Annotated in this window: 21 protein-coding genes; 12 read left to right on the top strand and 9 right to left on the bottom strand. The window is 44.5% G+C overall.

Annotation, left to right across the window (positions count from 1 at the left end; translation table 11 throughout):
- Nucleotides 1-170 precede the first annotated feature (170 nt).
- Both IHV80_RS05035 and IHV80_RS05030 read left to right on the top strand, forming a co-directional pair.
- Nucleotides 171-1,067, top strand: coding sequence for a LysR family transcriptional regulator (locus IHV80_RS05035; RefSeq protein WP_192890269.1), 897 nt, complete (start codon nucleotides 171-173; stop codon nucleotides 1,065-1,067).
- A 186-nt stretch (nucleotides 1,068-1,253) separates the two neighbouring features.
- Nucleotides 1,254-2,468, top strand: coding sequence for a 4Fe-4S binding protein (locus tag IHV80_RS05030; protein WP_192890268.1), 1,215 nt, complete (start codon nucleotides 1,254-1,256; stop codon nucleotides 2,466-2,468).
- 134 nt (nucleotides 2,469-2,602) lie between these two features.
- Here IHV80_RS05030 and IHV80_RS05025 read toward each other — a convergent pair whose 3' ends face one another.
- On the bottom strand, nucleotides 2,603-3,094 hold the full coding sequence (locus IHV80_RS05025; RefSeq protein ID WP_029223432.1) for a VOC family protein: 492 nt from the start codon (nucleotides 3,092-3,094) through the stop codon (nucleotides 2,603-2,605).
- Between the two features lie 484 nt (nucleotides 3,095-3,578).
- Between IHV80_RS05025 and ahpC the strand changes: the two genes are divergently transcribed.
- Nucleotides 3,579-4,136: an alkyl hydroperoxide reductase subunit C gene (gene ahpC, locus IHV80_RS05020; protein ID WP_016798107.1), complete on the top strand. Its 558-nt coding sequence runs from the start codon at nucleotides 3,579-3,581 to the stop codon at nucleotides 4,134-4,136.
- Between the two features lie 200 nt (nucleotides 4,137-4,336).
- Nucleotides 4,337-5,929 carry an alkyl hydroperoxide reductase subunit F gene (gene ahpF, locus IHV80_RS05015; RefSeq protein ID WP_192890267.1) on the top strand — a complete coding sequence of 531 codons (1,593 nt, stop codon included), beginning with the start codon at nucleotides 4,337-4,339 and terminating at the stop codon, nucleotides 5,927-5,929.
- A 404-nt stretch (nucleotides 5,930-6,333) separates the two neighbouring features.
- On the opposite strand, the gene IHV80_RS05010 is transcribed toward ahpF, so the two are convergent.
- Nucleotides 6,334-6,933: a LysE family translocator gene (locus tag IHV80_RS05010; RefSeq protein ID WP_192890266.1), complete on the bottom strand. Its 600-nt coding sequence runs from the start codon at nucleotides 6,931-6,933 to the stop codon at nucleotides 6,334-6,336.
- 122 nt (nucleotides 6,934-7,055) lie between these two features.
- Between IHV80_RS05010 and IHV80_RS05005 the strand changes: the two genes are divergently transcribed.
- A complete protein-coding gene (locus IHV80_RS05005) occupies nucleotides 7,056-7,541 on the top strand; it encodes an Lrp/AsnC family transcriptional regulator (protein WP_086712276.1) in 486 nt (161 codons plus the stop codon).
- Between the two features lie 132 nt (nucleotides 7,542-7,673).
- Here the strand turns inward: IHV80_RS05005 and IHV80_RS05000 are convergent, their stop codons facing one another.
- On the bottom strand, nucleotides 7,674-9,215 hold the full coding sequence (locus tag IHV80_RS05000; RefSeq protein WP_192890265.1) for a sodium:solute symporter family transporter: 1,542 nt from the start codon (nucleotides 9,213-9,215) through the stop codon (nucleotides 7,674-7,676).
- Nucleotides 9,216-9,563: 348 nt separating this feature from the next.
- On the opposite strand from IHV80_RS05000, the gene IHV80_RS04995 reads away from it, so the two are divergent.
- The 4 genes from IHV80_RS04995 to IHV80_RS04980 all read left to right on the top strand — a co-directional run bounded on the left by IHV80_RS04995 (nucleotide 9,564) and on the right by IHV80_RS04980 (nucleotide 14,663).
- Complete coding sequence (locus IHV80_RS04995; RefSeq protein ID WP_192890264.1) at nucleotides 9,564-10,859, top strand: MFS transporter; 1,296 nt, start codon at nucleotides 9,564-9,566, stop codon at nucleotides 10,857-10,859.
- Between the two features lie 127 nt (nucleotides 10,860-10,986).
- Nucleotides 10,987-12,003: a nuclear transport factor 2 family protein gene (locus tag IHV80_RS04990; protein ID WP_192890263.1), complete on the top strand. Its 1,017-nt coding sequence runs from the start codon at nucleotides 10,987-10,989 to the stop codon at nucleotides 12,001-12,003.
- Between the two features lie 267 nt (nucleotides 12,004-12,270).
- Entirely contained in the window at nucleotides 12,271-13,377 is a 1,107-nt protein-coding gene (locus IHV80_RS04985; RefSeq protein ID WP_192890262.1) for a porin, read from the top strand.
- Between the two features lie 260 nt (nucleotides 13,378-13,637).
- A complete protein-coding gene (locus IHV80_RS04980; RefSeq protein WP_192890261.1) occupies nucleotides 13,638-14,663 on the top strand; it encodes a LacI family DNA-binding transcriptional regulator in 1,026 nt (341 codons plus the stop codon).
- A gap of 67 nt (nucleotides 14,664-14,730) precedes the next feature.
- On the opposite strand, the gene IHV80_RS04975 is transcribed toward IHV80_RS04980, so the two are convergent.
- Nucleotides 14,731-16,233 (bottom strand): arylsulfatase, encoded by a 1,503-nt coding sequence (locus IHV80_RS04975; protein WP_192890260.1) that lies wholly within the window; start codon nucleotides 16,231-16,233, stop codon nucleotides 14,731-14,733.
- Nucleotides 16,234-16,242: 9 nt separating this feature from the next.
- Nucleotides 16,243-16,632 carry a DUF4345 domain-containing protein gene (locus IHV80_RS04970; RefSeq protein ID WP_192890259.1) on the bottom strand — a complete coding sequence of 130 codons (390 nt, stop codon included), beginning with the start codon at nucleotides 16,630-16,632 and terminating at the stop codon, nucleotides 16,243-16,245.
- A 139-nt stretch (nucleotides 16,633-16,771) separates the two neighbouring features.
- On the opposite strand from IHV80_RS04970, the gene IHV80_RS04965 reads away from it, so the two are divergent.
- Entirely contained in the window at nucleotides 16,772-17,542 is a 771-nt protein-coding gene (locus IHV80_RS04965) for a DUF481 domain-containing protein (protein ID WP_192890258.1), read from the top strand.
- A 119-nt stretch (nucleotides 17,543-17,661) separates the two neighbouring features.
- On the opposite strand, the gene IHV80_RS04960 is transcribed toward IHV80_RS04965, so the two are convergent.
- The 3 genes from IHV80_RS04960 to IHV80_RS04950 all read right to left on the bottom strand — a co-directional run bounded on the left by IHV80_RS04960 (nucleotide 17,662) and on the right by IHV80_RS04950 (nucleotide 19,545).
- A complete protein-coding gene (locus IHV80_RS04960) occupies nucleotides 17,662-18,081 on the bottom strand; it encodes a globin (RefSeq protein WP_192890257.1) in 420 nt (139 codons plus the stop codon).
- A gap of 122 nt (nucleotides 18,082-18,203) precedes the next feature.
- Complete coding sequence (locus IHV80_RS04955; protein WP_086712287.1) at nucleotides 18,204-18,584, bottom strand: VOC family protein; 381 nt, start codon at nucleotides 18,582-18,584, stop codon at nucleotides 18,204-18,206.
- 76 nt (nucleotides 18,585-18,660) lie between these two features.
- Nucleotides 18,661-19,545 carry a LysR substrate-binding domain-containing protein gene (locus IHV80_RS04950; protein ID WP_192890256.1) on the bottom strand — a complete coding sequence of 295 codons (885 nt, stop codon included), beginning with the start codon at nucleotides 19,543-19,545 and terminating at the stop codon, nucleotides 18,661-18,663.
- A gap of 104 nt (nucleotides 19,546-19,649) precedes the next feature.
- Here IHV80_RS04950 and IHV80_RS04945 point away from each other — a divergent pair, with 104 nt between their 5' ends.
- Nucleotides 19,650-20,978, top strand: a complete 1,329-nt coding sequence (locus IHV80_RS04945) for a 6-phospho-beta-glucosidase (RefSeq protein WP_192890255.1) — start codon at nucleotides 19,650-19,652, stop codon at nucleotides 20,976-20,978.
- 86 nt (nucleotides 20,979-21,064) lie between these two features.
- Nucleotides 21,065-21,844: a carbohydrate deacetylase gene (locus IHV80_RS04940; protein WP_192890254.1), complete on the top strand. Its 780-nt coding sequence runs from the start codon at nucleotides 21,065-21,067 to the stop codon at nucleotides 21,842-21,844.
- A 17-nt stretch (nucleotides 21,845-21,861) separates the two neighbouring features.
- Here IHV80_RS04940 and soxR read toward each other — a convergent pair whose 3' ends face one another.
- Nucleotides 21,862-22,302 (bottom strand): redox-sensitive transcriptional activator SoxR, encoded by a 441-nt coding sequence (gene soxR / locus IHV80_RS04935; protein ID WP_192890253.1) that lies wholly within the window; start codon nucleotides 22,300-22,302, stop codon nucleotides 21,862-21,864.
- Nucleotides 22,303-22,324 lie beyond the last annotated feature (22 nt).

Raw genomic sequence — 22,324 nt, 5'->3', positions numbered from 1 at the left:
CCAGAGGTTTGAATCTGCCGAGAGGCAATTCAGTTTTGCTTTAAAAGCAATTAAGCTAATATCAAAGAACAGTAAAGACATTAATATCACTTCCACTTCAGACATGAACTGGATTCATCAGAAAGCTCCGCTTTGGAAGAATCAAAACCATCGTTTAATGAGTAATGCACATGAGCCTTTTCAATCGTCTTGCCTATTTCAACTGTGTGGTTGAACAAGGCAGCATCTCCAAAGCCAGTCGGATATTTGATATTCAGCCTTCTTCTATTTCAAGACAGCTCTCTGCATTGGAAGAGGAACTCAATGTGCGACTGTTAGAGCGTTCGACACGCAACGTTGGCGTCACTGAGGCTGGTCAATTGTTCTATCAATACTCCAAGCGTATTACAGGCGAATTTGATGAAGCAAAACGAGCCGTCAGCGCATTGCATCACTCACCAAGAGGAAGCCTCAAGATAAGCACGACCGTCGCGTTTGGAGAGAGCAAAATCTTGCCCCTTATTCCGATCTTTCGGGCTGCCTTTCCTGAGGTAAACGTTGAAATTGAAATCACAGAAAGAGTAGTCGATTTAATCGAGGAAAATGTGGATATCGCTATCCGCAGTGGCCGACTGCCTGATTCGAATTTGATCGCTAAGAAGCTCGTCCAAAACAACTTTGTTCTTTGTGCCAGTCCTGACTATTTAAAAAGAAACAAAGCCCCTCAACATGTTGAAGATTTAGCAAAACACGACTGCTTGGTTTATGGCTATAAGGGTTGGCACGATTGGTTTGTATTGGAGAGCAAACCGCAAAAAATCGACATTTCCTATTACATGGAAGTCGATTCAGTCAACGGACAAAAGCAATTGATATTGAACGGTGGTGGTATTGCTCTGCTCCCACAATGGGCGATTGAACAAGAACTTAATACGGGGAAATTGGCGCAATTACTTCCCGAATTTACTTTTAGTCCGTGTAACTATGTCACCAGCACATACGCGATTTATCAAAACCGCCAGCTAGTGCCAAGCAAGGTTCGAGTGTTTTTGGATTTTCTTACTGAGCATTTCAAAAATGCTATTTAGCTATTAATCATCTCTGTTCACTTTATTAATAACCCCAGCTAACGTTATTAAAAACCACCCTAAATGGTTAGGCGAAATATTGATGAAAATTAACTCATATCAAAGATAGATAAGTTAGCTCATTAATCGTCAGACATACTCTTACATGCGATTTATAGTACCACTCTGTAATGAAACGGTGGCTATATGACTTTTATTGAATCCTTTACCTTAATGCTTGCATTGATTTATAGCATTTGTGTTCTCTACACTAGCGGTAAAAAGCTCGGTAGCATAATAACTTCCTGCATTGTCATCATTGCTGTACTTAGTGCAGCCTATTGGCCTCTGCTCATTGCCCTATCATTGGCGGTGGTTGTCATCTCTTCGATTTTTTACTTTAAACCGACCATAATCACGGCTTCATCTAAGACAAATGTTTTGCGTCAAGTCAGCCAACACGCGATGGCACTTTCATTATTTTTAGTGGCTATCCAGTACACCCTTCACACATGGCTACTTGTTCATCAAATATCTCCGAGCTTCATGCGACCTGATGTTACGGATGCTTTCTTACCTATTGCTGCAGCTATTCAACTGAAGGCTATCTTCTCTGTTGGGTTTTGGGATCAAACTCACCCGGCAGGTGCCGTCATGCTCGTGACTGTGGTAGTGACTGGTATTGCTTGTAAGCGTGCATTTTGTGGTTGGATTTGTCCGTTAGGTCTCGCTGGGGAGTATCTGTATAAATTACGCTTAAAGTTCGTGAAGAAAGCGTATTTACCACCGGCTTGGCTCGACTGGCCATTACGCATGATGAAGTACTTATTGTTGGCTTTCTTTACCTTTATTTCAGTAGGAATGCCTGTCGCGAGCCTGACTTATTACCTCAATGGCAATTATCATAAAATCGCTGATGTAAAAACTGCTTGGGTATTCGTTGAGCCAGGAATGATTACTCTTGGTGTTTTAGCCGTCATTCTATTGATGTCAGCATGGCGACAACGTGCTTTTTGCCGATACTTTTGTCCTTATGGTGCACTACTCGGGATAACAAGCCTGCTTAGCCCCTTTAAAATTCGTCGAGACACTAAGCATTGTTTAAATGAAAAAGATAATCTGAATTGCAGCAAATGCACTCGCGCATGTCCTTCTAATATTATTATTCATACCGCTAAACAAATTCGAACGGATGAATGCCAAGCTTGTTTACGTTGTGTTGCGGCTTGTCCAAATAAACAGGCTCTTGGATTAAAAACACGCAATGGTTGGCAATTGTCATCTAAGTATCTTCTCGTTTTAGTGCTAATGATTATGTTCGGCATCCCTCTATTATCTTTTGCATTGGGTTATTGGCACAGTCAAACAACCAATGAGATACGCATACAGTTAATTCAAGTGATGGATTACCTCAGCTATTGATCTTAGCTCTAAGCTCTAAGAATGCATCCACCTCCAATCACACATAACCCAAACACAAAAGAGGATTAGTATCTCTACCAATCCTCTTTAGGGGGTGTTTCGGTTCTTCTACCTTGTCGAAGGCAGTAACGCGATTACTCGTAATCCGTCGCGTATGTATCTTCATATGTGTGCGAGTAGAATTCGAATAGGTTGCCAAACGGGTCTTCAAGGTAAACCATTTGCGCTTGTTTTAGTTCGTCTTCTGGGTGGTAACGCATGATGTCCATACGAACCTTACCGCCAAACTCTTCAACGCGCTTAATAGCTGAATGGAACTGCTCTTTTGGAAGCTGTAGGCAGAAGTGGAAGATACCTAGGCGAGAGAAATCAACTTCGTGACGCTCTTGGCGATCTTTCATTTCGAACAGCTCAACACCAATACCGTCTGATGTCACTAGGTGTGCAATGTTGAAGCCTTTAAAGCCTTCGCCAAATACGGCAATACACATACGTCCGATTGCTGATTCGCGCTCTTCCATCACTTTAGTGTTGTTCATTACGATTCTTAAACCTAGAGCCTTAGTGTAAAACTCTACTGCTTGGTCCATGTCGCCTACCATGATACCTACGTGATTCATTTTCATAACTTTCTCCAATTCGTTTTTTATTCTGTGCTTTTCGAAGCTCAGCTTCTGTATTTCGTTTCGATGAAGAGAGTATAGGGAGAGAGTGTAATTAACTGAAATTATCATAAATTATATTAATGATAATTTTTTGTTATTTATGGATTAATAGGAGATCTCAGCTCACTTAAAGAAACACTGTCTACGTCGATGTTCACGCTATACATAAATGTTCACGCTATACATAGATGCTCAAACTATAAATAGCCGCTCACGCTCATAGAGATAAGCCCAATATTGAGAACGACCTAAAGAACTTAGCTGCTCTAATCGGGTGTTGCCGACGTTTGATAGCTTTTGTCGATAGCTTTCTTCTTTCAAAGATAGGAATTACCTATTGAATCTATAGAAATGTCCGATTTCACTAATTTCCGGCGCCAATGCAATATATCTCCATCGACGCGGGATAGCGTTAAACACTACAAATTAGAAAGAGAGTCAAAACATGATCAACACAGAAATCAAACCATTCAACGCAACAGCATTCAAAAATGGCGAATTCGTAGAAATCACTGAGCAAGACGTTAAAGGCAAGTGGGCAGTGTTCTTCTTCTACCCAGCAGACTTCACTTTCGTATGTCCAACGGAACTAGTTGACCTACAAGACAAATACGCAGAGCTTCAATCTCGCGGTGTAGAAGTTTACTCAGTATCAACTGACACGCACTTCTCTCACAAAGCATGGCACGATACTTCTGACAAAATCGGCACTATCGAATACTTCATGGTAGGCGACCAAACAGGCAACATCACAAACAACTTCAACGTTATGCGTGAAGGTCAAGGCCTAGCAGACCGTGCTACGTTCCTAATCGACCCAGAAGGCGTTATCCAAGCAATGGAAATCACTGCTGAAGGTATCGGCCGTGACGCTGAAGACTTACTACGCAAGGTTAAAGCAGCACAATACGTAGCCGCTAACCCAGGTGAAGTTTGCCCAGCTAAATGGAAAGAAGGTGAAGAGACTCTAGCTCCATCTCTAGACCTAGTAGGCAAGATTTAATCTAAGCCTAGCTAAAAAGAAGAAATAAAACGGTTCTACAGGCGCGCTTCGGCCTCCCTCCTAAAGGGCAGTTGCGCGCCACCCTTTTCAAACCATCAACACCACAATATTTGCCGACTTGCGCCCCCTTTTTATTTTCCTTTTTCAGCAAGAAGGTATTGGTCAATACCAAGACACAGAATTTAAGAGCAGGCACGATTATGTTAGATCAAGCAATGAAGCAGCAGCTAAAAGCATACCTAGAAAACTTAAAAACCAATGTTCAGTTAGTGCTGAGCCTTGATGACAGCGATACCGCAAACAAACTCCAAGACCTAGCGAATGATATCGCGTCTTTAACCGACAAAATTGAAGTGACTCGCGATGATAGCGCAAGCACGCGTAGCCCTATCATGCAGGTAGTGAACCAAGAGAAAGGCACTGCGATCGGTTTCGCGGGTTTACCAATGGGTCACGAGTTCACATCACTGGTACTTGCACTGCTTCATAGCGGTGGTCACCCTATCAAGCTTGAAGCTGACGTAATCAAACAAATTAAAGAATTAGATCAAGAGCTTAACGTAGAGGTTTTCATCTCACTATCGTGCCAAAACTGTCCAGAAGTGGTTCAGGCATTCAACATGATGTCAGCGATTAACCCACTGATTAAGACGACCATGATTGATGGCGCTGCATTCCAAGATGAAGTGAAGTCTCGCGATATTATGGCCGTGCCGAGCGTGTTCATTAACGGTGAGCTATTTGGTCAAGGCCGTATGTCACTGGCTGAGATCCTTAACAAAGTCGACTCAGGCGCAGCAGAAAAGAAAGCGGCAAACCTAAACCAACAAGCACCGTTTGATGTATTGGTGGTAGGTGGCGGCCCTGCGGGTTCTTCAGCAGCGATTTACGCAGCACGTAAAGGTATTCGCACTGGCATAGTTGCTGACCGATTCGGTGGTCAGGTAATGGACACGATGGCGATTGAAAACTTTATCTCCGTGAAAGCGACAACCGGCCCTAAGTTAGTAGCTAGCCTAGAAGAGCACGTAAAAGAGTACGGTGTAGAAATAATGACTGAGCAGCGCGCGGCTAACATCATTGCGGCTGAAGACACGAAAGACGGCTACATCCACGTTGAATTAGAGAGTGGCGCAACACTGCGAGCTCGCACAGTCATCACAAGTACGGGAGCACGCTGGCGTGAAATGAACGTTCCGGGTGAGCAAGAGTACCGCAATAAAGGCGTAGCTTACTGCCCACACTGTGACGGCCCTTTATTCAAAGGTAAGAAAACAGCAGTTATTGGTGGCGGTAACTCAGGCATCGAAGCAGCGATAGACCTAGCGGGTATTGTGGAGCATGTAACGGTACTTGAATTTGCAGACACGTTACGTGCTGACCAGGTGCTTATCGACAAAGCAAACGCGACACCAAACATCGAAATCATCAAGATGGCGCAAACAACACAAGTGATTGGTGATGGTAACCGTGTAACAGGTCTGGAATACAAAGACCGCAACACCGACGAACTTAAACAGATCGAGCTAGCGGGTATCTTTGTTCAAATCGGCCTGATGCCAAACAGCGAATGGTTGAAGGGTTCAAAAGTTGAGCTTTCACCACGCGGTGAAATTGAAATTAACGCTCATGGCGCAACATCAATGAAAGGTGTATTCGCAGCGGGTGATGTAACGACAGTGCCTTACAAACAGATCATCATCGCGATGGGTGAAGGTGCTAAAGCAAGTTTAGGTGCATTTGACCACCTAATCCGTAACTCAGCTCCGGTTAAAGAGGCTGAAACCGCTTAAATCTTTTAAGCAAACATTCCTTAAAACGTTCTTGTTAACTTACGAGTCATTAGGGCATGTTGAACTTTCGAGCTGATTTTTGCAGCGAGTTGCTGGGTATTTATACAAGGCAGAGGCGTCGATGTGTAGCTAGCCTACATGAGAAGCCGATAACGTAGTAGAAATGACCAGCAAACGATGCCCGAAGGGTTCGGCTAAAAGCGTTTTACTCTTTGTTGAGGGAGATTTGCTTAGAATGACTAGGCGACTTCCCCCTCGCCGCGATTAAAACACTTTTATCTCGAACAAAATTTAACCACGAAAGGTCAACACGCCCTAGTAACTTACTAATTATTGTTAACCATTTAGTCGACATTTAGACACCACTCCTATGGATTTAGGAGTGGTTTTTTTATTTGTAATTTTTATGCAGGTTGATAAAGCATAAAGGCAACCACCATCGCTAAGCTTCCGCCCAAGCAACGATTCACAAACATCATCTGTTTTGGTGATTGCAGTAGCTTTTTAAGCATGGTGCCGCAATACGCCCACACCAACATGCACGGTACGCCCGTGATCACCATACCCGCGATAATGGTCACTACTTGAATCAAGTAATCTGCATTCGGAGTGATGAACTGTGAAAACACGGTTAATGAAGCAATCCAACCTTTAGGGTTCAACACCTGCACCAATACGCCAGACATGAAACCCGAGCGATTATCGACAGTGCTTTCTTCGATTTGCATGTTCGCAATCGACCACGCCATGAACAACAAATAAGCCGCACCCGCGTATTTCAAAATGTTGTATAGCTCTGGATAAAGGGTGAATAGGCTCACCAAACCGACACTGGAACCGGCCAGTACGATGATGATGCCAACAGCGTTCCCAGAGATAAAAGGTAAAGTCGCAACAAACCCATAACGACTTGAAATCCCAAGTAATGCGATATTGCCTGCCCCAGGTGTAATTGCAATTGATGTTGAAAATAGCAAGAACGCCAGCATTAATTGAGAGCTCATTTCCTCTCACTCCTAATAAGTAAAGTATTTATACGGAGAGAGTTTACAGATTCGACTAGGAATTAAATTGCTATATAGGCTAATATTAATGCAAATTTGAGCAAGACTTTTCAAAAACACCCATGAAACAGAAAGAATCCACCAAAGAAGTGTTGGATGACACAGATATCGCCATCTTAGAACATATCCAACAAGACGGACGCATGAGCAACAGTAAACTCGCAGAGAAAGTGAACCTCAGCGAAACCCCATGCTGGCGCCGTTGGAAACGCATGGAAGAGACGGGCTATATTGATGGCTATACCGCGCAGCTAAACCGAAAAAAGCTTGGTTTTCATGTGGCTGGTTTTACTCTTGTGACCTTGGGTAACCATGAAGTTGAAAACACAGAGCCGTTTGAAGAGTTTGTTGCCGTCACTGATTGGATTCCAATGTGTCACTGCATTGCCGGTGGTGCAGATTACATGATTCAGGTGTTAGCGAGAGATCTAGAAGAGTACTTTGAGCGTATTAGCTCGATTAGAAGAGTGAAAGGCGTGAGTGCGATTCAGTCCAACATCTCTGTAAAAGAGTTGAAAAACAGCTATCAGCTACCGCTTTCAGACTAGTCAGCTGTCTATCCCTAAAACACATCAAACAAAAAGCCCAGCTGCTAGAGATTTCTGAAGTCTAAAGCAGTGGGCTTAACGTGATTATTTGTTTGGTTTGGTTTAACTAACTTAGCTATTCACAAGGGTGAGTTAAGAAAGAGCGGCATAAAGCCAATCAGGGATAACAGTACAAGCAGCAATGGTCATAACAGCGAACACCAATAAGCCGTAATGACTCGCGGTCGGCTTGGCGAACAGGTGCTTTTGCTTGGCTATAAATTCATTTTGTTGCTCGGTTACTTCTCCCCAGAAACGACTCACAACAACACCTAACACTAGGAAAACCACGGTGCCAATCAAGGCAAACCAAGGCCAAGAAATACCACTGTATTTAGCAATAAACACCACGGCCACACTGCCAATACTGCCTGCAATTACCCCTTTCTCATTTGCCTTTTTAAAGAACAAACCAAGGATGAAAGAGCCAAGACGAATACCAACAAAAATGGAGGTCAGGCTGGCAATCGTCTTAAGCACAGATTCGTTAGAAACCGCCAACAAAGCAGGCACAACAACCGAAGCAGCGGCAACTAAACTCATTTTTCTTGCGACCGATTCATAATGTGCATCAGAGGCTTTCTTACGGAAAAAGCGCTTGTAGAAATCGAACGTTGCTACGGTCGCCATTGAGTTATAAGTGGAATCCAGTGTCGACATAGCTGCTGCAGATAGTGCGGAAATCACCAAACCAACAATGATTGGGTTGGTATGGTTAAACACAAAATCGAGAATCACTTCATTGCTGTTTTCAAAACTTTGTTCTTGATAAAAGACACTCAATAGAACGCCCATTACCGAGAAAAATAGGTAGATAAAGAACGCACCGTAACCACAAAGCAGCATCGATTTCTGTGCTGTCTTTACGTTCTTAGTTGCCAACGTTCTTTGAATAATCAGTTGGTTAGTGCCGTACACACTTAAGTGTAAGAAGCTCACGGCGACTACACCAGCCCACAATGTGGTATCAACACCCAAGTCGAAATCGAGATTGATGATATTCAGATGCTCAGGAGACAACACTTCACCCGCATCAATCTTCATCAGCAATAAGGCAAAGATCGCAATGCTGCCGATGATCAGCACTGCCGACTGCAACATATCTGTCCATATGACGGTCGAGATCCCCCCCGCATAAGTATACAAAGCAGTAAACAAGCTAATGTAGATGATTGCCTCGGAGATACTCACCGGCAACACTTGTACCAAGATCAGTGCAACCGCATACAAAATCACCCCTGCCGAAATACACTGAACCACAATAAACACGATAGAGTTAATCGTGCGAGCAACAACGCCAAAGCGGTGCTCTAGGTATTCATAAATCGAGGTAAGGCCTAGTTTATAAAACACTGGGACAAAGAAAACCACAGCGAAAAAAATCACTATTGGATAATTCAAATGGACGCTCATTGCTTCCATGCCTGAACTATAAACCCAGCCCGGCATGCCCACGAACGTCATCGCACTGATGTAGGTTGCAAGAATCGACACACCAGCCGTAAACCAGCCAAACTGTTTTCCACCAGTCGAAAAGTCGCCACCAACGCTATAACGACTATTCACTAAGTAACTGATAAATAAAGTAGTTAACACATAAATAGCAATAACTACAAAACTTGAGTACGTAACCATTTTTAGATTCCGTTTATTGTATTTCGCAAATCATTCGCCGCCAATAGTACTCAAAATTGGATATATTCCCTCAAAAACCCACAGTAACTGTGAGTATTGTCACTAATATAGACGATTAAACACTCAAAACGTCCTGATCAGCGCAAACACACGATCTAACGGGATCCAGATCACCAAAATACACAAAATGGGTACGCACTCATTTTAAAATTGACTTTGATCACGGATCTAATAATCACAATAATTCTATTATCTCTCCCGAAATGAAGATGGTGCGGTGAACATCAATAACCACTGCACAATAATCAGAACTATAAACACCCTATAAAAAATAAAGGTTTATCGGTCATGACTACTAAAAAACACATGAGCGAAGTTCCTATGATACAAAGGGTAGCTGCTTATCTAGCAATTCTAGTTGGCTACTTTTTCTATTGTTATAACTTTGTAATTATTGACTACGTACGCCCCTACATCGTTGATGCGTATGATGGTATTAACTTGGCGGATACCGCTCAGTTCTATACATGGCAGTCGGTTGGCGCACTGATTGGTGCCCTAAGCTGTGCATGGGTGGCATCAAACTTTGGTAAGAAATCGACTCTTATTGTCATCACTGCACTGAACGGCGGCGCAACTATCATCAACATGATGTTTACTGACTACGCGATGTGGGCAGCAATGCGTTTCATCATCGGTATTTCTTTAGGTGGCTACTTCACAGTGGCAGTAAGCCTGATGATCGGCCTATTCACACCAAGCGTTCGCGGTAAGTTAACGGCATTCGCTTCTTCTATGTTCTCGGTTGCTCTAATGGCAATGGGTGCGTATGCAGCATTCATCTCTAGCATCGACGCACCTTGGCAGAGCCTAATGTGGGTAGGTGGTATTCCTCCTCTGGTTGCCGCTGCACTGATGATCTTTATCTTGCCTAGCGACAAGAAAGTGATCGCCTACGGTGAAGAAGAACAAGCCGCTGCGGAAGCATCGAATAAACCAGCGAAGAAAGGTTCTTGGGGTGAGATGCTAAGCGCGCCTTACCGCAAGCTAACGATTACTTGTTTATTACTGGCTGGTCTTAACTTCTACGGCTACCAATTCTTCTCTGGCTTCGTGACAACGTACCTAAAAGACGTTCGTCAATTTGACGGTGCAACTATCGGCATCATCTTCTCTATCTCTGCATTCGGTTCTCTATTCGGTGCTTGGGTATGGGGTGCAATCGCCGACAAATACGGCCGTAAAGTGAACGCGTTTGGTTTCATCCTAGCGGGTGTCATGGCTTCAGTATTCTTCGTCGCGCCAAGCGACGTGATGATCGGCAGCCTAAACATGCTGGCTCTCCTAGGTCTTATCTACAACTTCGGTCTGTCTGCTTCTGCGGTATGGGGTGGTTACTTCTCTGAATTGTTCCCAGCTCACCTACGTAGCTTCGGTGCAGCTTTGTTCCACGGTGGTCGTATCATCGGTATGTGGGCTCCAATGGTGTTGGTATTCATCCAAGAGCGTTCAGACCTTGCGACAGCAATGTGGGGCTCGCCAATCGTATGGATTCTGGCTGGTCTACTGTGGCTATCTCTACCAGAAACATTGAAAGGCGGCATTTTCGACAAGAGCAAAAAAGCGGAAGCAGCAAAAGCTTAATCCCCTTTAGTTGAAGACCTCTAAAGACAAGAAATAAACATCAATCCGGCTGAGAAGTCAGCCGGTAATAATATCCAAATCGAGTCCTGTTCCGAATGTTGGCTCGACAACACAAAGAGAAATTATTATGTCTAAATATCAAGAAGCTAAACGCATTGTTCGTGACTACTTTGACGCAATGGAAAACGCTACTCACGAAAACGTTGCTGACGTTTTAAAAGCGCACACGTCTGAAGATTACTTGTGGCGCGGTGTTTACCCATTCCGCGAGCAAGAAGGCGCTCAAGCTGCGGCTGACGTATTCTGGGCTCCAATGATGAAATCAATGACACGCATGCAGCGTCGTCAAGATATCTTCATCGGTGGTAACAACGAAGTTAACCCAGATGAGATTTGGGTAATGAGCATGGGTCACTTCATGGGTCTGTTCGACGCTGAATACCTAGGCATGCGCCCTACTGGCAAGATCATGAACGTTCGTTACGCAGAATTTAACTGTGTGGTTGACGGCAAGATCACTAAGACAGGCCTGTTCCTAGACCTTCTAGGCATGATGGACCAAGCAGGTTGCTACCCACTTCCACCATCAACTGGTAAGCACTTCGTTTACCCTGGCCCACGTAATCACGATGGTCTGTTATTTGAAGATGCGGCTCCAGAAGAAGGCGTTGCAACACTAGCGCTTGTAAACAAAATGGTTGATGACCTTTCTGCACTTAATGACAGCGGCGCGATGGGTTGTCCACCAGAAGTACTCGCGAAGAGCTGGTCAAAAGACATGATTTGGTACGGCCCATGTGGTATCGGTGCGTCTTACACGATTCCTCGTTACCAGCAACAGCACCAACTTCCTTTCCGTAACAACCTGAAAGACAAGAAGTTCAATGGCCACGTTTGTCGTTTCGCTGAAGGTAACTTCTCTTGTTTCTTCGGTTGGCCAAACCTATCAAACACACCAACAGGTGGCTTCCTAGGTATGACTGGCGGCGAAGTACGCGCAAACATGCAAGTGGTTGACGTGTACTACCGTGACGGTGACAAGCTGTCTGAGAACTGGGTTCTTATCGATCTTCCTTACTGGCTACAACAGCAAGGTCTGGACGTGTTCGAACGCACTTCTACTATCATGAACCCAACGCTGTAATCGAAACGCTTTAATCCAAAAGATTGAAACGAAACAGTGGCAACCTAAATAGACATCTGATTTGGGTTGCTATGACTTGCTAGGAGACCCTTCTCGCTCCTAGCAAGTGCTCCAACAACTAATAAATGCTTCACCAATCAATCATTGCTCCACCAATAATTGATCCAATTAGTACCTCATGGACGGGGTACACCCTGCCAAACCATTACTGATATAACGGGCTTGAAAGCACGGCGGCTTTCTACGGCTCGAATAAAGAGAATAACAATGAAAAAGTCGATTCTTTCAGCAGTGATCCTGACAGCACTTACCTCAGGTTCTGCTTTTGCTGCACATACTTTTACCAATGACGCGGGCGATAGCCTCACTTTAGATGGCCGTTTTGACGTTCGTTACCAAGACAAAGGAGAAGTCTTTAACTCAGATACAAATTCATGGGAAAAAGACAACGGCGAATGGAACAGCGGTAGCTCTCGCTTCGGCCTAAAAGGTCAAATGGGGCTAGACAACGACTGGACTGGCTTTGGCCATGCCGAATGGGGTTACAACTCAGGAGCTAACGGCGACAATATTTACGACCGACTTCTATACGCAGGCGTTGAGCACGAGAAATACGGCAAAATCGCTGCCGGCACAAAACAATGGTCTACCTTCTACGATGTGGCTTGGTTTACCGATATGGGCCGTGTATTTGGTTCACGTGGTTCTGGCTACTACAACCTATCTGACTGGGGTATTGCTTCCGGTACAGGCCGAGCTGAAAACTCAATTACTTACCGCAACAACATCAATGACAACTGGAAGTACGGCTTCACCTACCAAACCACTCGCGAAGATGTCGGCCTGGCTGACAGCCTAACAGCAACGCTGAAAAACGGTATGGGCGCATCAACGCTATACACAGTTATGGATGGCCTAACCATTGGTTTAGCCTACCACCAGAATGAGTTTGATGATGTCGATGCCGGTGTTAAAAACATCAAAGATGGCGATACACAGCGCATTGGTCTATTGGGTGTGAACTACACCAATGATGGCTTGTTTGTTGGCTTCACTTACAGCCAAGGTTCAAACTGGGAAACCACCAGCCAAGCCGAGTTTTATGACCACCGTGGTGCTGAATTCTTCACTTACTACCACTTTGAAAACGGTCTGCGTCCAACCTTTAACATTAACTACTTAACGGACACAGACGACAAAGCTAACGGCTACGAGCGTCAGTTGATTATCCCTGGCCTTGAGTACCACTTTAAGAAGAACAAGTTCTTAGTGTGGACGGAGTACCAGTTTGATAATGGTAACGACAAGTCTGTTGGTAACCATTACGAAAACAGCGATGACCAATTTGCTGCGGGTATTCGTTACTACTTCTAATAGCTTATGGCTTAAGTAGCTAGCGGCTTAGCGGTATGTCACTCATTTAATGAGTAGATTCGTAATCTAAAGCTCTGCTGTTATGCAGAGCTTTTTATAAGTGCACTTTTTATTCAACACAAGCAATGGGTTATACCCAACATTTAATTCAGAATAATCAATATTCCTTATTTTTCATATCATTCCTTGTTATTGCTTTATGAGTACGTACCTAAACATGGTACTCTGTGGGTTGTTAATTTGGCTAACAAGCATGGTCTATGAACTCTCCAAAACACTCCACGGCGTCAAAACCAACCGTTACTTCAAAAGATGTCGCTAAGCTGGCTGGCGTTTCTCAATCTACCGTTTCTCGCGTATTTGTTCCGGGCAGTTCGGTATCTGAAAAGACCAAACAGAAAGTATTCGAAGCCGCGAAAGCACTCAACTATCGCCCGAATGCCTTTGCTCGAAGCTTAACTACCAACGAATCTAAGTTGATTGGTTTGGTCTTCCCTGATGCTGATTACCCAATTCACATGAAAACCCTACAGCTCATCTCTACTGAGTTACAAAAACAGGGCTATTCTGCGGTGCTTATTCCGTGGCAGGTTGATGGTAATGACAACCACTCGATCCCTAACATATTTCAATATCGTGTTGATGGCGTGATTGCCGCCTCTGCGACGTTCAACAAGTCGCTTTATGAAGAGTGTGAAGAGTTCGATATCCCTATCGTTCAGTATGCTCGTGTGGTTGAAGGTACCAAAAGTAGCCATGTAGTGAGTGATAACTACGCCGCTGGCCAAGTTGCTGCTCAGCATTTGCATAGCGTAGGAACCAAGTCAGCGATTTACCTAACAGGTAACGTACCCACCTACACTAACGGCGAACGTGAAGCGGGCTTTTGCTCAGAATTCGAAGACCTGACGGGTAAGCAAGCTCGAGTTATTGAAGCTGACTATGACTACCTTGATGCACTCGATACCATTCGAACTCTGTTTTCAGAACCCACACATCCTCAAGCGATTTTCTGTGCGACAGATAACCTAGCGATGGCGGTAATGGATGTGGCACGCTTAGAGTTCAACCTGCGTATTCCAGAAGATCTTCAAGTGATTGGTTTTGATGATATCCCGCAAACTCAGTGGTTGAACTACCAACTCACTACCTTCAAGCAAGATTTCAGACGCCTTGCCCGTGAGTCAGTGAAAATTATCGTTAGACAGATTCAAGAGCAAGACACCAGCTTGGTTAAGCTGATGGTGCCAGTGAAGTTCATAGAACGAAAAACGACGCTAAAATAGAACCAAGGTTAATACGTATTCCAAAAAAATCCCGCTCACACCGAGCGGGATTTTTTATGGAATTTGACTAATTACCCACACCACCGGTCTTCTCTGCCGGAGAATCAGGTGTGACTGGAGGCCACTCTTGGAAGGTTGCTAGATGTTGTTGCACAGCAGCTTGAGCTGGGCCAAATGCCCACATTTTTTGTCCCATCCACTTTAGGTACATTCCCGACTCTTCTGCCGCTCGCTCGTATGGGTCACGGCGCAAGTTAAACAGTAATGGGGCGTTTAGCTCTTCTTTAGGGCCACTCCAACCGTGATTTTGCACGATGAAATGTGCCTTCCAATCACCCACTCGCACCGCTTGCAGCTTGTCTCGTTCGTAATAGTAGATCTCTTTACGATTCGACTCGCCTTTCTCTGTCAGCATGTCCACTTGGTTGTAGCCATCGAGGTGCGCTTTAAAGCCATCGTGACCTTTAAGCATCTTCTCTTTCAAATCCGTCGGACCACCAGCTGCTGCAACGAGAGTTGGTAACCAGTCCATACCATCAAAAATACCATTACCCACGCTTCCTGCTGGAATCTTACCAGGCCAGCTAACCAGTGCAGGCGCTCTTACACCACCTTCCCAAGTTGTCCCTTTCTCACCGTGATAAGGCGTCATACCGCCATCAGGCCAAGTCATGATTTCCGGGCCATTATCGGCAGTGAAAATGATGATGGTGTTGTCGGCGATACCGAGTTCTTCCATTTTTGCCATCATTTCACCAACATGATCATCAAGATCTTTCATCACCACTTCTTGAAGCCCCCAGCCGTTTTGGCCGAGCATTGCTTCGTATTCAGGTGACAGATGCGTCCAAACGTGACCACGTGATGGACAGTACCAAGTGAAGAATGGCTTATCCGCTTCAACCGCCCTTTCGATGAAGTTGATGGCGTGTTTATTCACTTCATCATCCAGAGTACGCATACGCTCGATCGACAATGCGCCATCGTCTTCGATCGTTTGACCACCTTTACCGTCTGATCTTGCATAAATGACATTACGAGGTGCAAAGGCATCCAAAGATCCATCTTTTGGCCAATCTGGATCTTCTGTGTATTCCATTGCATTCAAGTGATATAGCCAACCCCAATACTCATCAAAACCATGCATTGTCGGTAGGAATTCATCTCGGTCACCAAGGTGGTTCTTACCAAACTGCCCCGTAACATAACCCATGGTCTTAAGGATTTCAGGAAGCGTTGGGGTGTCAGCACTTAAACCAACTGGCCCACCCGGCAACCCGACTGAGTGCATGCCTGTTCGCACAGGTAGCTGCCCTGTTAAGAAAGCAGAACGACCCGCCGTACAAGAGGGTTGAGCGTAATAATCGGTGAGTAGCATGCCCTTCTCGGCAATACTGTCGATGTTCGGCGTTTCACTACTCATCACACCATTGTGATAGGCACTCAGGTTGGATATCCCAATATCATCCGTGAAGATAACAAAAATATTGGGCTGCTCTTGAGCTGACCATGCCGATAACGAAAAGCTACTTAACACACTCAGGATAAGAAGATGGAAGATCCTTTTCATAGAATGTCCTTATACTGTTTCAGATTGTTCTTTATGAACCATTTTTATTCCTACCAAGCCAAAGCCAAGCTCCAATATTAGATAGACAAAAAGCAGCCAATGAGGCATGCCATCTAACACCAAGCTAATGACACGACCTGCAGCCAAACCCAATATGAACACCACCAAGCTGTAGAGTGCTGGCAGTCGATATTTCTTTAATAACGCCCCTGCTATCCAAAACAACGCCAATGCTAAGTACAACCCCATCACGGCACGAAAGATATGAGTGACATTGATAGGGCTTGCATCAATTCCGAAAAGATAATCGAGGGAGATAACGGGGGCATAACCGTACGACAACGCAATCGGTGTTAACCCTAAAACAGCGATGAACAAAAAAACACTTTGTGGCTTCATGTCTTAACTCTTTGAATTTGGCTCTTTTCAAAAAACATAGTCTACAATCAGCAATATACAAGTTGCATATGTGAAAAGTGAACGCTGGGAGTATGCATTCACAGTTGTTCTGTTTCACAGCTAAGATAGGGATATCAACATGGCTAAATGGCGTTACCTACTCGCATCAGCACTGGCTGCTAGTTCAACCGTAAATGCGCAAGAAGCAAGCGCACAAGAGGATACAAAAAAGTGGCAGCATAGCTTCGAAATCTACGCACTCGCACTCAATATTCGTGGAGACAGCACCATTGGTGACTTGTCAGCAGATGTCGATGTTGATCCTTCATTCATCATGGATCACCTTGATATGACCGCTATGGTGCGTTTAGAGGGTATCTATAACAATCAGTGGGGCTATTACATTGACTACAGCTTCATGAAGCTAAGTGGAAAAACAAACTCGGTGTTAGATGCCAACCTAGAGATATTGAAAGGCAATCTTGATATCCGACAAGGTGTTTTAGATATAAAAGGTTTTAAGCGCTACCAATACGATTTTGGCACGATTGACTATCTATTTGGACTTCGTTGGTGGGATAACGACATTGATGCCAAGCTTTACGGTTCAGGCGGTAGTCTAAGTGTCGACCGATCACTTGATGAAGATTGGATAGACTATCAAATAGGTGTGAGATGGATAACGCAGATCAATAAGGATTGGAAGTTTCACACAACTATTGATGCAGGGCTTGGCAGTGATACCGACTTTACCTCATCTCTATTGACTGGAGTTCGATACCAGATAAACAGTTGGTCTGATTTAAACATCGCATACAAATCGACTTGGGTTGATTACGAAAACAAAGGCACTTTTGAGTACGATACGGCATCACAAGGTTTCTTGATTGGTTGGGCCGCTCATTTTTAGTCAAATAATAAGAGGTAAGCCTGATATCGTTAGGCTTACCTTACAATGTCATCCTTTCAGACGCTATTGCCCGCTTTAAATAACGAACAAGCAAAACTGAGAATCGCAGAATCAACGATCTAGTTATTCACAGAGCTTGGAACCACGCATTCTTTCTTCATAATATTCAGGCCCGCAGCGAGGGTTTCAGCCCAAGCTTGCTCAACTCGAGCGTCATAAAGTGGGTCATACTTCTTAACCGTATTAAGCAAAGAATTAAACCACTCGTTAAGTTCTTGCTCTGAAATATCCAACCCTAAGTCTTTATGCCTTTTACCCAGCCTCTTAACGGAGTTCCGCACACTTGGCAGGCCAGAAGAGTTATAAATAAGAATGATCGAGGCCTTGAGCATCTTGGTTTGTTGTTCTAAGCCTATACTTTCGAATCTCTCCGAAAATCTAGGGTTATGTTTGCAGAAATCCGCTAGAAAACTCTCCAAGAATTCTTGGTCAATCCGGCAACGCTCAAAGCTCTCATAAAACAGTTCATTCGGTGTCATCTAGCAGGTCCTTTGCAATAATCCGTCAATCCTTCGAATAATGAGAAAGCTCAAGAGTTGCCATTAGCTAACTCTGAACAATCAACACTCCCTAATTATACGCCACTATGGCATAAAATGAACTATGGCATAAAGTGAGTTGCACAGATCTTGTTTCCATCAGGGTCTCGCAGGTAAGCCATGTAAAGTGGCCGCTCATCGGTCCCTCTCATACCCGGCCCATTCTCAATGCTTGTGCCTCCATTCTCTATTCCGATACGATGCCATTCATCGACAGCGTCTGGTGAGCTCGCTAGAAAACCCACAGTCATACCATTACCATGAGTAGCAGGCTGACCATCAATCGGTTTCGTTAAACCCAATACACCCGTTTGAGTGACGTAAACACAACGTCCTTTAGGATCCACAGAGCCTTCGCAATAACCAAGCACCGTCATAATAGAGTCGTAGAAAGACTTTGCGCGTTCAATATTTTCAGTACCGAGAAATACATGGCTGAACATAACTAACCTCTTCTTTTATTGAAAGAACACCCTAAACTAGACCTATAATTTGCGTTTGTCTAGGCACGCTATTCGGTCACAACTGTTGCTTAACCCATTGAGTAAACACCTGAAACTTAGTTCGTTGCTCCATCCCTTTAGGACACACTAAGTCATACCCTTTGCCCGATTCAATGCTCATAAAAGGCGCGACTAGCAAGCCTTGTTCAATCTGCGGTTTCATGAACTCTAACCGCCCTAATGCTAGCCCCATCGATAATATCGCAGCATCCATCGCCAAGCGGTTATCGCTGTAATAGTCACACTGCAAAGTGCAATCGACATCACTCTGAGCTTCACACAACCAGCGCTGCCAAGCTGTAATGTCTCCACTATGGATGAATTGAACACCATCTAAATACTTAATACCCTTTTCCAAACTAAATTTATTCGCGTATTCAGGGCTGCACACCGGTGTTCTTATCCCATTAAACAACCGCTCGCTGTAGTGATTGGGATAGTGGCCTTCGCTATAGAAAATTGCCACATCATAAGGTTCAAACTGGAAGTCGGATTGGTTCTGTTTCGTTTGCAGTTTAATGCTTAGATTTGGATACAATCGTCTGAATTCTGGCAAGCGCGGCATTAGCCAAGATGATGCAAAATAAGGCGATGTCGCGATGTACAACTCACCACTTAGTCCACCGGTTTGAATGTCCATCAGTTCAGAAAAAATTGACTCAAATGAGACATTCAACATGGATAAAACTCGCTGTCCCTCTGGAGTTAGTTCTAGCTTTCTTGTCTTACGCACAAACAGGTTGAACTTCAGTTGTTGTTCCAATTTTTTGATGCGATGGCTTACCCCACCTTGAGTCAAACACAACTCATCGGCTGCAAGCGTAAAGCTTAGATGCTTGGCCGAAACACTAAAGGTGTGCAGCAGTGACAGCGTTTGTTGGCGGTTTTCGAATAGCCCCATGGATTAACCTCACTAATTCATAAGTCGTCATAACTGGTTTGTCAGTGTATGTGACCATCATATAAATTAAACCAAGTAATCTACAACATTAAATGGTGAACAGCATGCAACAGAATCAAAAACTCAAAGTAACCGTGATTGGTGGTGGATCAAGTTACACCCCAGAGCTCGTTGAAGGCCTACTCAAGCGCCATCACGAATTACCTATCTCTGATCTGTGGTTGGTCGATATCGAAGCAGGAATGGAAAAAGCAGAGATAATCTCGGCCCTCACTAAGCGAATGATAAACAAAGCAGGCTGTGAGATTAATGTTCACCTCACCACGGATCGAAAATCAGCCCTGAAAGACGCGAATTTTGTCTGCTCACAGTTTCGCGCTGGAAGAATGGAGGCCAGGCTACGCGACGAACGAATCGCATTAAAATATCGCATGATTGGCCAAGAAACTAATGGCTTAGGTGGTTTCTCTAATGCATGTAGAACTATCCCAATTGCACTCGAGATAGCAAAAGAGATGGAAGAACTGTGCCCGAACGCATGGCTACTCAACTTCACCAATCCATCAGGCATGGTTACCGAAGCTCTGCTTAAACACTCGTCGATTAAAACCGTTGGTCTGTGTAACGTTCCAGTCAACATGGAGCTTGGTGCAGCCAAAATGCTTGGCGCAAAACGTGAAGATATTACGATACAAATTGCGGGCTTGAACCACCTAGTGTGGGCTCGTAAAGTGCTCCATGAAGGTCAAGATAAGCTGGGCGAGATCATCGAGCAACTCCTTGGTGGCAACGATCAAATGATGCCAAAAAACATCCCGCCATTCGAATGGGACGGCGAGCTTATTCGCTCACTGAACTTAGTGCCATGTGCGTACTTACGTTACTACTATCAGTCACGAGACATCTTAGACAAAGAGTTTGTGGCTTCTGAAAATAGCACCAATCGTGCAGACCTAGTTGCAAAGGTCGAACAACAACTGCTAGAGATATACAAAGATCCGATGCTGGATACCAAACCTCAATTATTAGAAGAGAGAGGAGGCGCATACTACTCTGAAGCAGCATGTGAGCTGATGAGCAGTATCCACAATAACAAACGTTCTATCATGCATGTTAACACCCGTAACAATGGCGCGATTCAAGGATTACCCGATGACTGTGCGGTAGAAGTGAGCTCGGTGATCACTAGCAGCGCAATCTTGCCACTCAACGTTGAACCTTTTGATAGCGACACGCTGCGCTTGATACAGCAAATGAAAGAGTTTGAAACTCTCACCGTCCAAGCGGCGATGTCAGGTGATGTAGCGTTAGCAAAACGAGCTCTGATCTTAAACCCGATTGTCGATAGTGGTTCGCACATCGATGAGGCCTTGCTAGAAACCATTCGCGAGAACTTAGACTTCATGCCTGCGTTCGCTCATCGACTCGCTTAGTGTGGCACTTTGTTAGCAGCTAATGAGCTCCGTGAGAGCTGAGCTCATTCAGATATTGAATCCAAATTTTTTAATAAGAGGTCATCATGAAATTGATACTCAACGCCGATGATTTCGGCCTCACTGAAAGCGTGAACCATGGCATCGTCGACTGCTTTAAAGCGGGGATAGTTAAATCAACCACTATCATGATGAACCAACCCGGAACGCAACATGCTATCGAGCTCTATCACCAAGGTTTAGTCCCAGAGGTTGGCTTGCACTTTACAGTGACTTCCGGAAAACCGCTATCAGACCCAGAGTTAGTTCCAAGCTTGGTCGATGATAATGGTTTGTTTTGGGATAAAACGACGCTAATGAACAAATCCGATGTTTGCCCTAACGAAGTGACACTAGAGCTTAAGGCACAGTATCAAGCGACTCTAGATGCTGGATTAACAATAAACCACATCGACAGCCATCACTTTAGTGGGGTGTTTAAACCCTTGAAAGAAGCTTTTACACATTTTGCCAATCAACTCGGGTTGCCCGTTCGTCGTATCGATAACATCATTGAAGGACAACAACATCTCCAAGTTCCAACCCCTGATGCATTCGATATGCGATTTTTCGATGACGGAGTGTCATTGGAAAAACTCCAGGACTTACTACTAAGCTATCAAGCCATCATGCCAAAAGGAGTAGTTGAGTTGATGTGTCACCCTTCTATAACAGCCAGTGAGCAACTCACGTCACTATCAAGTTACAGTCATAAACGTGCAGAAGAATATCAACTCCTTACTGACCCAAAGCTAAAAGTGTGGCTTGATGACAACCAAATTGAGTGTATTGGGTTTGATGACCTATTAACGAGTCAAAATCGATAATCAAGGCGGTATCGAGGCTACTCACCGATCCGCTGTGCGCCCTGCCCTTGATCATGAAGAATATCTTCTGGGTTTAATAAATGGCACTTCTGCATACTTAAACAACCACAGCCAATACAGCCTGTCAGGTTTTCTTGTAACGAACGGATTTGTGCCATCTTGCTGTCGAGTTGCCCTTGCCACTTCTTAGCGACTCGTTCCCAATCCCGCTTAGTCGCGGTCTGATTCATCGGTAAGGTAGACAGCTCCTCCGTGATCTCTTCAAGAGTAAAGCCTATCGACTGCGCAACTTGAATAAGGGCAATTCGTCTCAGCATCGCTGATTGATAACGGCGTTGATTACCGTTGGTACGGATAGAGGCGATCAGTCCTTTGGTTTCGTAGAAACGCAGAGCCGAAGGCGCAACACCACTGCGCTCTGATAGTTGACCAATCGTTAAATACACTACGTTTCTCATGTCCTTACTTCCCTTTTCGAGT

This window comes from Vibrio bathopelagicus, assembly GCF_014879975.1.
GTDB lineage: Bacteria > Pseudomonadota > Gammaproteobacteria > Enterobacterales > Vibrionaceae > Vibrio > Vibrio bathopelagicus.
Note: the sequence above shows the minus strand (reverse complement) of the source record. Positions and strands in the feature narration are given on the sequence as shown.